At 41.7% G+C, this 11,857-nt stretch carries 8 protein-coding genes; 3 read left to right on the forward strand and 5 right to left on the reverse strand.

Translation table 11 applies throughout. The features are described 5' to 3' along the window. Nucleotides 1-26 precede the first annotated feature (26 nt). Genes ABIE26_RS02740 through ABIE26_RS02760 form a run of 5 tightly spaced genes read right to left on the reverse strand, consistent with a single transcriptional unit; the run spans nt 27 to nt 6,739 of the window. Complete coding sequence (locus tag ABIE26_RS02740) at nt 27-437, reverse strand: response regulator (RefSeq protein WP_310140304.1); 411 nt, start codon at nt 435-437, stop codon at nt 27-29. After that, nucleotides 427-1,506 (reverse strand): hybrid sensor histidine kinase/response regulator, encoded by a 1,080-nt coding sequence (locus ABIE26_RS02745; RefSeq protein ID WP_310140302.1) that lies wholly within the window; start codon nt 1,504-1,506, stop codon nt 427-429. The genes ABIE26_RS02740 and ABIE26_RS02745 overlap by 11 nt, the downstream gene beginning before the upstream one ends. Nucleotides 1,507-1,519: 13 nt before the next feature. Next, nucleotides 1,520-3,724: a sensor histidine kinase gene (locus ABIE26_RS02750; protein ID WP_310140299.1), complete on the reverse strand. Its 2,205-nt coding sequence runs from the start codon at nt 3,722-3,724 to the stop codon at nt 1,520-1,522. Beyond that, on the reverse strand, nt 3,721-4,437 hold the full coding sequence (locus tag ABIE26_RS02755) for a hypothetical protein (protein ID WP_310140296.1): 717 nt from the start codon (nt 4,435-4,437) through the stop codon (nt 3,721-3,723). The genes ABIE26_RS02750 and ABIE26_RS02755 overlap by 4 nt, the downstream gene beginning before the upstream one ends. Then, the gene (locus ABIE26_RS02760) at nt 4,424-6,739 is read right to left on the reverse strand and encodes an Rv1355c family protein (RefSeq protein WP_310140294.1); all 2,316 of its coding nucleotides are present in this window, start codon (nt 6,737-6,739) and stop codon (nt 4,424-4,426) included. Before ABIE26_RS02760 ends, ABIE26_RS02755 begins: the two co-directional genes overlap by 14 nt. Before the next feature lie 117 nt (nt 6,740-6,856). Between ABIE26_RS02760 and ABIE26_RS02765 the strand changes: the two genes are divergently transcribed. The 3 genes from ABIE26_RS02765 to ABIE26_RS02775 are packed head-to-tail and all read left to right on the forward strand — an operon-like array spanning nt 6,857 to nt 11,856. Beyond that, entirely contained in the window at nt 6,857-7,312 is a 456-nt protein-coding gene (locus ABIE26_RS02765) for a response regulator (protein WP_200815707.1), read from the forward strand. A gap of 26 nt (nt 7,313-7,338) precedes the next feature. Further along, complete coding sequence (locus ABIE26_RS02770; protein ID WP_310140291.1) at nt 7,339-10,839, forward strand: PKD domain-containing protein; 3,501 nt, start codon at nt 7,339-7,341, stop codon at nt 10,837-10,839. After that, nucleotides 10,840-11,856, forward strand: a complete 1,017-nt coding sequence (locus tag ABIE26_RS02775; protein ID WP_310140288.1) for a PorP/SprF family type IX secretion system membrane protein — start codon at nt 10,840-10,842, stop codon at nt 11,854-11,856. It abuts the gene before it with no gap. Nucleotide 11,857: the final 1 nt, after the last annotated feature.

An 11,857-nucleotide genomic window follows, 5' to 3' on the forward strand; every position in this document is an offset into this window, starting at 1 on the left:
ATAAAAAAAGCCTCTACCAGAGGCTTCTAAGAACTAAAGTGTTTCTTTAAAAGATCTTCCAGTTCTTTTGGGAACAGCGGTTTCCTCAATAGTTTTACCACGTGCAGGCTGGCTTCAGCTTTTTTTATGTCCCCAAAATCAAGGGTTGATGAAAGCATTGCAATCAGGCATTTCCCGGTAAGTTGTTTAGGCAATTTTTTATAAAGTTCTAAAAACTCAAAGCCATCCATATCGGGCATTTGTATATCCAGTAAAATAAAATCTGGTAGTTTTTTCTCCTCACTCAGGCACCTGTTTAAATAGGCAAGCCCCTCGTCTCCGGATTGACATACTACAATTTCGTCAAAGAGGTTTGAGATCTTAATGATTTTTGAATTGATAGTGAGATCTACGTCATTGTCATCAATCAATAATACTGTTCTATGGCTATTTAACATTGGGGATGGTTATTTTAAAGGTAGTGCCCTCAGCTGGATCAGAGCTTACGGCTATTTTTCCATTAATCTTATTTAATGCCTCTTTGACAATGAATAAGCCTAATCCGCTACCATGGTTAACTTTACTTTTGAAGAACTGGGTAAATATCTTTTCCAGGTGTTCGTTCAGGATACCCATTCCATTGTCGTGAATGGAAATTTCAGCCAGATCTTTTCTTACTTCAATATGTATGTTTACCTTTTTATTTGCCTCGGTTTCTTTCTGATACTTTATGGCATTCGAAATCAGATTCCCAAGTATCACTTCTATCCGGAACGCATCCCCGTAAAAAGGAACTTCCTGCTCAATATTAGTACTAAACGTAGTTTCTTTATCGGCATACGAATACAGGTCGATCAATTCGGGTACCAGTTTATTAAAATCTACCAGGGTATGTTCAGAAACAGTTTTGTTATTTTTATAATACTGAAGTGTTTTCTGGATGTAGTAATCCAGTTTATTGGAACAGGTTTCAATCAGACTCCAGTACTCACCGCTTGATTCGAACATGCCTTCCATCTTTACCAGGTTAACAATACCCATCGCCGAAACCAATGGTGCCCTCAGTTCATGCGATATACTGTAAATAAACCTGTTGAGTTCATCATTTGTTTTTTCAAGTTCGGCCATTTTATTTCTGAGGTCAATTTTAGACCGGTATGCGTCGTAAGCATTTTTAATGGAATTGTGCAACTCCAGATCATTCCATGGTTTTGTGATATATCTGTAGATATCCCCATGGTTAATGGCATCGGCAAGTGCTTCAATATCTGTATATCCTGTCAAAAGTATCCTGATGGGATCAGGATAGGTATCTGTAATGCTTTTAAAGAACTCTACCCCAGTGGTGCCGGGCATTTTCTGATCGGCCAGGATAACATGTACAGAAACATTTTCCAGAATCTTTAAACCATCAGCAGCAGATATTGCGGTATATATTTCATATTGCCTTCTAAAACTTGCCTTAAATGCCTGCAAGTTGTTTTCTTCATCATCAATATATAGAACTCTTACATTGGGTGCACTCATAGTACGGGCGTTGTTATTTAGTATTTACAGGTAATGTAATGATGAATTCTGTACCTTGATCTACCTCGGAGAGAACATCGATATGACCTTTATGTTTCTCAATAATACTAAAAACAATTGATAAACCGAGGCCTGTTCCTTCTCCAACTTCTTTTGTAGTGAAAAAAGGTTCAAATATTTTATGTTTAACTTCATCTGTCATACCGGTTCCGGTATCTTTGATGCTTATTTTAACAATATTTTCTTCATACCAGGTACGGATGGTCAGCTGTTCTTCCTCTCTGTTCTTGCCGTTCGATTTGATGGCTTGAATGGCATTGGAAATCAGGTTCATAAATACCTGGTTTATTTTTCCGGGAAGACATTCCACTTTTGGAAGGTTCCCTAAATCTTTAACAACAGTCAGGTTGTCTGGCATCGTGTTTTTTACAAGGACCAGGGTAGATTGCAGCCCTTCGTTCAGGTCGATAGGTTTCAGGTCATCTTCGTCCAAACGACTGAAGTTTCTCAGGCTTCGGATGATTTCAGCTGTTCTTTTAGCACCGTCTGTTATCCCAACCAGCAAACTCTCTATTTCGTTATTGATAAAGTCAAGGTCTATCTGTTTCTTAAAGGCATCAATCTCCTGCAACTGCTCGGCCGCGTTAGCTGAAGTATAATCAACCTGTTCATACCGATGGATGATCTCTTTCAGGTCGTCTATATCCAGTTGTAATGGTTTGATGTTAGAGGTCACAAAATTTATCGGGTTGTTGATCTCATGTGCAATACCGGCAGTTAACTGACCTAATGCAGCCATTTTTTCCGCATCAACCAGCTGTGACTGGGTATCCTTTAAATTGGTGAGCGCCACATTTAAACTCGAATTGGTATTTTGTAATTCGATGGTACGCTCATTTACTTTGTTTTCCAGTTCAATATTTTGTTCTCTTACCAGGCGTTCATTTTCTTTAAGTGCCATCAGAGCTTGTTTCTGCGCTAATTCATTCTGATTTTTAAAGAAATTGATCCTGTCGGCCAATGCAAATGATAACAATAACACTTCCAGGACCGATGCAAACTGAACAGAATAAGTAGAAAAAATAGAATATTTAATGATCTCGTAATCTTTCAGAATAAAGATCATCATCCCTATAAACAGGAACGACCAGGAGGCCAGGTAATAACCTGCTGGTTTAAAGTTCTTCTTAAAGTATGCATTTAAGGCACTGATGAAGGTAACGATGGATCCTCCAAAAATAGAAACCTGCATGCCAATAAAGGATACCTTCTTATAACCCATAAACAATACTATAGTGCTGATTACGGTTAATACGAGCATTATATTTAATATGGTGTGCAGCTTTGGCGTGTTTTTTTTCGTGTTTAAGAACGATTTGGTAAACAGGATCGAAGCAATTAGCCCCAGGTTGGAAAAAAGAATAACTGAAATGCTGTTAAACCAGAGGCTGTTTATGTAAAAGTATTTGTCAAAATATCCCTGTATAGTAGTTTGGGTAAGCCAGGTAAACAGAATACAAAATATGTAATTCAGGTAACTGACGTCCTTTACGCTAAAAAAAAGAAAGAGATTATAGGCAAACATGATCATCATGATGCCGGTGTAAATCCCAAAAAATACGTCTCTTAGTGAAAAAAGCTCTAATAGATTGCTGCTTTTACTTATAAAAACGGGGGAGATTACCACGTCATCTGAATGCAGTTTTATGTAAATGACAGGGTTTGATGCGATAATGTCCTTAGGGATTTTGAATGTTTTGAGGTTGCCTGAATTTTCCATGGAAGCAACCAGGGTATAATTGTTGTATTCAAATTTCTTTAAAACTTTATTGTCCTTTACAAAATAAACCTCTGCCTGTTTTAACCGGGGTTGATCAATCAGGATATTTACATATTTTGTGAGGTCTATATAAGATGGAACAACTGTTTTTATCCAAACCGGATGAGGATAATTACCGATATTGATAATATTAGATGCCGGCTTACGAAACTCTGCATCTTTAGCAATTACCGCATGGATACCAATAGCATCAGACTTACTGATATAAAGCTTTGAAAAGTGCAGGATGTTTACCAGTGAATCCTGTTTATGGGCCTGTGCATTCGATGCATCGTCTGTGTCTGCAAGCAGGATATGATGTCCAGAGGCATGGTTAAAAAATGCGGAGAGCAGCATTAGGCTTAATACAGCCAGGTTTCTAATGTGCTTCAGGATCATAATGCAATATCGATGTGGACGTCTATAAAACCATCATTTGCCTTATTGGGGATCTGGAATATTTGTTTCGGGTTAGCTTTGAAAGAGAAGATGTTGTTGCGTACTTCATCAATCGCCAGTGGTAAAGTTTCCAGTTCATCAGTAATTACTGCTGTTGCCGTCAGATCTTCTTTCGGGTAGTAAAAACGGCCATTTATTCCAATCTCGGTAATCACCCTGAAGCCACCCCGCACAGCATTCCGGTGAGTTGCGGGGGCTGTTAAACCAAAAAGCGTGGTTAAACCGATAAGACTGGACAGGGCAACACTTACCTGACTTAAAAACAGACTGCCGACACCCAGACCTGCAATCTCCCATGAATTCCATACGCCACAAAGCTCACCTGTGCCGTTGGCCGTCCGGTCGCTTACCATGGTATGTATTTTGTCGTCCATATAACCTACAGCTTCTTCAATAGGAAGTGGGTTGATGCCGTTTGCGCGATGGATCCGGGACCCTGCAAGGGCCTTGCCGTTTTCCTCAGCGCTTACCAGTACAGCATAAACATCGGGATTCAGCACCCAGTCTATTTTTGCCGAAGTAATTTTAGTAATGCCAAATATTTCTAATACGTGTGTATGCCCCTCAATAAATTTCATGCAGGCCGCCCGATCGTCTACGGCCCTGAAAGCTTTAAAATAAAGCTTATTGATCTGCGGTTTATGCTGTTCCAATGGACAAAGTTTTATTTAAAGGTTTTCTAATTGTACGTTGTGGTGATGATTCTGCTTTAAAAATTCTAAACAAAAATATTTCTGCAATATTATCAGTTATTTTAAACAAATGCTTGAATTTTTGATGTAAATTGAAAATTTGCTTTCTATTTTCTTCCGGCAGATCGTTTAATTCCTGAAAATTATTCTTGTAAAAGAAGATTAAAGGAACATTTACGGGGTGTATTTGATAGCCTAATGCCGTGGCTGCCAGCCACATTTTCTCTACCGCCATGCCACCTTTCAGGTAATTTAAAGGATTGCTTTCGGGTAGTGTAATTAAGCCAATTGCGGGGGATGATTGGAATTGCTTTAATGCAAGTTTTTTGAAGGCGCTGCCACCTTTTATCTTTTTCAGGAACTGAACTGCCTTTTCATCTTTCATCAATCTTAATCCAATCTGATCGTTATTGCTCAGGTCAAGGGTATTGATACCTATACCATCTTCAGTTTCTGTAATTTCTTCTTTGGTCCAGCGCATCTCTTTTACAATAAAATCATGATGTGCTGCCGGAATAAACATCCGAAGCAGATCAGCTTCGCCTGAGATTTCGCCCAGTGCCGTTTTTTCCTCGGCTCCTTTGAGCCATTGCAGGTTAATTTCGCTGCCGGCAATTGTATTTTGAAGCTCCTGAAGGTCGGCTTCGCTGATTTCCTGAGTCTGGCCGGTGTTGCGGTTGGTATGTCTGTTGGCAATCTGTGCCGCCAGATTTTTTTCCTGTTCACTGGCTTGTCCGTCTGTTTTAAAGCTGAACAGCGCAATATGCTCCGGGAAATGTTCGGGAGTGAATTGCCAGGTTACAGTCAGCCCGTTTACAGCTGCCTCCAGCAGCAGGTTTTCAATGGCTGCACCGAGTGATGTATAGCTGGAAATGTAATCCGGGTCTAAATAAGCACCTGATACTTTCCTGTTCATAAACAGATGCAATGTTCCTTGCCGGTAATGCCAGTGCCATGGCTGGTTATTGCCTCCCGAAGGTGCTTTGCCAGCTGCTGCAATCAGCGCTCCGATAAGTTCTTCAGACAGCGCATCACCACTTGCCCCGCTTCCGATCTGTCTGTCTGATAAAAATTGTTCAACCTCCGAAACATTCAGCTGTTTAACTGCTTTTTCCTCGTTTGTTTTTATCTCCGGACTTTCATCAGAGATCAGTTCGTCCATATCAATAAAGAACCTTCCGGATACCCGTAAACCACCAAGCAATATTTTTCTCGAAAGGTCGGCTGTAATTCCGCCTCCATAAGTTACCGCGCTGGCCAGCTGCGGCCAGGTAGAAATGGTAGTCATGATTTCGATTGCAGAGGCCTTCATGCGTGGAGACAGTGTTTCTACGCCCGTTACAGGGGCTATGTAGGGTAGTTTTTCATCCAGGCTTTTCAGATTTTTGAAAGCAGCCATGTCCATGTGTGCGACATAACCATGTAAAACGGGTCTGTCCGGCTCAAGGTCAAAACGCTCGATATCTATAGTACAGCGGTCGCTGCCTTCCATTAAAACAGGGATGCCCAGTGCTTTCGCTTTTTCGCGGGCACTAATTTTTACATCAAAACTATCGCATTCATCAATTAATAGATCCAGTTTGCCATTTTCTGTTAAAAAAGCATCTATATTCTGGTCGGTAATGCCTTCATGGAAACACACTACATTTAAGTAGGGGTCAATTTCTGCAATTTCACGGGCAACAATAACTGTTTTTTGAAGATGGATATTGTGTACCCCCGTTCTGATTCGGTTTAAATTGGAAAGGTCAAGTTCATCGAAGTCTGCAATCCTCAATTCTCCAAATCCCCTTTCAATAGCCAGGGTCAACGAAACAGATTGTCCAACCGAAAGCCCCATTACACCAATCCTTTTACTAGAAAGGCTCAGCTGTTCTTCTGCAGTTATTTTATGTTTGTTCCTGTTTGTTCTTACAACGGCAAACTCTTCTTCATCCAGCAGGTGTACCAGTTTTTCGGACCAGGGATAATATACCCACAGGCCGTAGTCTTCAGCAGGGATATTTCCAAAATGAGCTTTGCTCAGTTGCCCTGCAGCAGCAGGGGCAATACCGGGATTTAGGCATTTTACCAGTTCAGTTACCTGGGCCTGGATGGTATCAAAAATCTGTATGTGCGGGTTTTTAATTAAAAGATCTGCAAGATTTTGCTTTTCGGTACTGTTTTTGGTGTTAAATAATAGGGGTTTGTAGCTGGTATTGAGTTGTTTTGTTTGATGGATTCGTGCTTCAAAATTGGTATCTGAATAAGCTTGGAACTGCATTTCTTTATGTATGTATGCGATAAAATTAAAAAAAAATAGGTAAATTATTGAAAGAACTAAAAATAGGCTTTTAAGAGTAATAATAAAAAAGTATTTTTAACTTTTATTTCCAAACAAATGAATGTGAATATCCTATATGTTGATGATGAACCTCATAATTTAAGTGCCTTTAAAGCTACTTACAGGAGGTTGTATAATGTTTTTACCGCTGAGTCTGCTGATGAAGGCAGAGTTATTTTAGATAAAGAAGAAATTCATATCATCATCACCGACCAAAGAATGCCTAAAACAACGGGCGTAGAGTTCCTGGCTTCGATATTGGAGAAACATCCTGATCCGATAAGGATGATCTTAACGGGGTATACGGATATTGATGCCGTAATTGATGCGATAAACAAAGGGCAGGTTTACCGGTACATTCAAAAGCCATGGATGGAGGCAGATCTGAAGATCAATATTGAAAAGGCATATGAAATTTACATGCTTCGCAAGGAGAACAGGGACCTGACCGCAAAATTATTGCTTGCAAACCAGCAACTTGAATTTTTATTACGACAAAATCTGTTATCTTAGATATCCTATTAAGGGATATCTAAGTTATGTATAGATGGGGTTTAATACTATGGATGCTCTCCTGCTTCCTGTGTTTTGCTGCGGAAGCCCAGAACATTTCCAATGAAGGGAAAGATTTTTGGGCTGTATTCCCCAGTCACGACCCCTCCAGGAATGGCAATACAGGAGTACCTGCCCTGGCTAATGTACGTATTTATATCACCGCTAAAGTTGCTTCTGAAGTAACTGTTAGTTGTGGGACATTTAATACTGCGCCTATAACTGTCCCGGCAAATACGGTTGTATGGGTTGATGTGCCCAGGACCGATGCCTATCTTGACGAAATAACTGATATTAACAGAAGTGTTCCTAATAAAGGCATTCATGTTCAGGTTACGCCTGGGCATGAAAAAGTAGCCGTATTTGAACACATCTATGCCGGTGCACGTTCTGCAGCTTCACTTATTCTTCCCATAGAAGCTTTGGGGAGGGAATATTATTCCATGAATTATACACAGGACCAAAGCAACAGGGAAACCAGTAAAAATTTCCTGGTTCTGGTTGCTGCAAATCCTGATACCAGGCTTATTGTTCATAGAAAGGACGGTACCACCTTTCCTGTACTCCTGGCAAATGCCGGAGATGTATATGAATACATGCCCGCCAACCGCGAAGACCTGACTGGTGTTTACGCAGAAATTGATCCCGCTTCACCCGATAACTGCAATAAACGTTTTGCCGCCTATTCGGGCAGTACCTCACTCATCATAGGCTGTAATGGCTCCCGTGATCCGCTCTTCCAGCAATTGTACCCGCCTGGTAGTTGGGGCAAAAATTATGGCGTTGCGCCTTTTAAAGACCGGCGCTATATTGTAAGGATACTTGCCGGGCAAGACAACACCAATGTACAGTTTAACGGCCAGGCAATTTCCTTAAGTAAAGGAGAGTTTTTCACGAGTCAGGAACTTACCGAGGCTTCTTTTATAACAGCCAATAAGCATATAAGTGTGGCCCAGTATTCGCTTACCCAGGCTTGCTCATCTGGCAGTGGCGAGGAGTTAATTGGTGACCCGGAAATGGTGCTCCTTAATCCTGTCGAATTTAACGTCAAGTCAACCACACTATTTTCTTCCGATCAACAGAATATTGATCATAGGTACATCAATGTATTGATGAAAACGACTGCTACCTCAACTTTTAAGGTTAACGGTCAGGCGGTAAATGCAACCTGGAACCCTGTACCATCCAATCCAACATATTCCTACACGCAGATCGAAATCACAGATATCAGTTCCTACCTTACCGCCAATGAAGGTTTTAATGCTGTAGCCTATGGTTTTGGAGCTCATGAATCTTATGCCTATTCGGCTGGCACCAACCTTGCAGCCAATACTTATTTCCTGGTAAGCAACAAAATTACCCAACGGGATGCCCAGAACGCCTGTGTTGGACAGGAGTCAGATTTTAAAGTCATCCTGCCCTACCTGGTGTCTAAAATTACCTGGAAACTGGATGATGGAACGGAAGAAGAAGGAACTTTAAATCCAAGGATCATTACGGCATCGGATGGCAGTTTGTCTTATGAATATACCTATGATAAAAACATTACATTTTATGCATTGGGGCAACATGAGGTGGTCATCAAAATAGAATTGCCCAACAATGGGAGCGGCTGCCTGAGTGAAGGTGCTGAATTCACCTATCCATTTGACGTGTTTCCGTTGCCTATAGCAGACTTCAATGTGGCTGCCGACAATTGTCCGGACACAGAAATCCAGTTTACGGACCTCAGTACTTCAAATCTGCCAGACAACAGGGCTTTAAATAAGTGGTTATGGGATTTTGGTGATAACAGTACTTCAACAGAGCAGAACCCTAAACATGTTTATACTTCCTCGGGATCCTTTGAAGTAAAACTTTCTGCCGGCCTTGATGAAGCTTGCATGTCGGATGTTAAAACATTTACAATTAGTATCCGTCCTAAAATCAATGCTGCTTTTTCTGCTCCGGCAACCGGATGCGTCAACAAGGAAATTGCTTTTATTGATGCTTCATCCTCTGCTGCAGGTCCGATGGTTTCCTGGCAGTGGGATTTCGGTGACGGCTCCGCGGTATCAACCCTACAGCACCCTAAACATACTTACCAGAACGCAGGTACTTTTACCATTACACTGATTACCCAAACCGCCAATGGCTGTCAGAGCCTGGCGGCAAAAAGGGAGGTCGTCATTCACAGTTTGCCTGTTGTTGATTTTACCTTGCCAACAGTATGTGTTAATGATGTAGCTCAGTTCACTAATAAATCGGTAAATGCCGATGCCAGCATTACAGGTTTAACTTATTCCTGGAATTTTGGTGATGGGGCTGCTTTGGCTGCCGATAATGTATCGACCCAGACCAATGGGAGTCACCAATACCGCATAGGCAACAATTATACTGTAACATTAACAGCAACCAATGCCAATGGCTGTTCATTTTCTGTTTCCAAACAGTTTACGGTAAATGGAGGGCATATTACACCTGTGTTTGATGTTGTGAACAGAAATGCGCTTTGCAGCAGCCGAAAAATTACTGTTCAAAACAAATCGACAATAAACAGCGGGAAAATAATCAGACTGGTCTGGCTTATAGATGATGCAGCGCAACTGACCGTAAACGACCCTGAACCGGATGCGTTTTATGAGCTTAGCCCGCCCCCGGCCACCAGTTCTATGCCCAAAAACATAGCCATTAAGCTGTTGGCCTACTCGGGCGATAATTGCGTTGAACCCCTTATTGAGAATGTTACACTTTATCCCGCTCCGGCATTGGTTTTTGATCCTATTGCCCCTGTATGCTTGAATTCTGCAGTATTCCGGATACAAAGCGCAAGAGAAACCCTGGGTATTCCTCCTCAAAATTCAAGCTACTCTGGCCCGGGTATCATTAGTGTTGATGGAGATTTTGATCCCCGGCTTGCAGGGGTCGGTACCCATACCTTAACCTATCACTACAGTTCTGCTGCAGGCTGTGAAGAAAGCATTACACAAACCATCAGGGTAAATCCTTTACCAGAACTGGACCTTAAGCGGGATATCTATTTGCTTTCGGGAGGCGAAATCAGGATAGATGCCCGGGCCAGCGGAAGTAATCTGCGTTACAAATGGCTGCCGGCTGCCGGTTTAGACCGCGATGATGTGTTGAACCCTACGGTTAAAATTGATGAAGACCGCGAATATACCTTAACCGTTACCACTGGATCGGGTTGCAGTACTACCGCTAAAGTAAAGGTACATCTGGTCAGTTCCATAAATGCTGCCAATGCCTTTAGCCCGAATGGCGATGGTGTAAATGATACCTGGGTTTTAAAGTATATCGAAACTTATCCTGGTGTTGCAGTTGATATTTTTAACCGATATGGCGAAAAAATTTTTTCAAGTCAGGGATATTCAATACCTTTTGATGGTAATTATAATGGAAAACAATTGCCGGTTGGTACATATTATTATATGATCGATCCAAAAAACGGGAAACAAATAATTAAGGGTGCATTGACACTGGTACGATAAATGAGCGCTAGGATTTACTTTATTACATTATTAATGACGTACGGTGTTTTATGCACCGCTCAACAGCGCCCTCAATATACCCAGTATTTGTTCAACAACTACCTATTGAACCCTGCCATCAGCGGCATTGAAAATTATGCCGATGTAAAAGCAGGTTTTCGCAAGCAATGGGCGGGTATTGAAGGTGCACCACAAACTTCATTTCTCACCGCGCACTGGAACCTGGGAGGTGGATACCTTTGGCGTAATGCCTTGTCACTGCCCGATAAGGGCGATGATCCCATGAGCCGAAACTACATGCAAAACTACACCTCCTCTCCAGCCCACCATGGTATGGGTGTTACAGCGGTTTACGATGAAACCGGTCCGCTTTCGCGCCTGGATGCCAGTTTAACCTATGCCTATCATCTGCAACTCAGCAACACGTTTAACCTTTCTGTAGGTATTGCAGCAGGGATCAGCAGGATTGCGCTGGATGCAAATGCGTTACATTTTGAAGATCAGATCAATGAAAGGGCAGTATCCAACCAGCTTTTGAGTCAGCTTAAGCCCGATCTGGGCTTTGGACTTTGGTTATATAGCGGACGTTTGTTTGCGGGGGCTTCCGTTCAGCAGGTACTCTCGCAAAAGTTGTCTTTTACCAGTGATCCTAATTATAACAGCGGCAAAGAGGTGCCACACTTTTTTGTAACTGCAGGTTACCGGATGTACATTGATGATGTGATTAGCGCTACCCCTTCAATTATGTTTAAACAGGTTAGCCCAACTCCGGCTTCAATAGATGTAAACCTTAAAATGGCCTTTAAAGACAGGTTCTGGGTAGGAGGGAGCTACCGTAAAGACGATTCCTTTTCTGCCCTGGCCGGAATTAACATCAGTAAACTCATTAACCTTACCTATGCCTACGATTTTACCACATCGGGACTGAACCAGGTAAGCAACGGGAGCCATGAAATTGTGTTGGGCCTGCAGTTAAATAATGTTTATGAGGTTTTTAGCGGTACCAGGATGTGGTAAG

Origin of the sequence: Pedobacter africanus, from assembly GCF_040548825.1 — a bacterium.
In the GTDB taxonomy this organism is placed as follows: domain Bacteria; phylum Bacteroidota; class Bacteroidia; order Sphingobacteriales; family Sphingobacteriaceae; genus Pedobacter; species Pedobacter africanus_A.

Bases quoted from the DNA above. Each gene is read 5' to 3' on its own strand.
- ABIE26_RS02740 (WP_310140304.1), bottom strand. From the start codon at position 437: ATGTTAAATAGCCATAGAACAGTATTATTGATTGATGACAATGACGTA.
- ABIE26_RS02745 (WP_310140302.1), bottom strand. From the start codon at position 1,506: ATGAGTGCACCCAATGTAAGAGTTCTATATATTGATGATGAAGAAAAC.
- ABIE26_RS02750 (WP_310140299.1), bottom strand. From the start codon at position 3,724: ATGATCCTGAAGCACATTAGAAACCTGGCTGTATTAAGCCTAATGCTG.
- ABIE26_RS02760 (WP_310140294.1), bottom strand. From the start codon at position 6,739: ATGCAGTTCCAAGCTTATTCAGATACCAATTTTGAAGCACGAATCCAT.
- ABIE26_RS02765 (WP_200815707.1), top strand. From the start codon at position 6,857: ATGAATGTGAATATCCTATATGTTGATGATGAACCTCATAATTTAAGT.
- ABIE26_RS02770 (WP_310140291.1), top strand. From the start codon at position 7,339: ATGTATAGATGGGGTTTAATACTATGGATGCTCTCCTGCTTCCTGTGT.
- ABIE26_RS02775 (WP_310140288.1), top strand. From the start codon at position 10,840: ATGAGCGCTAGGATTTACTTTATTACATTATTAATGACGTACGGTGTT.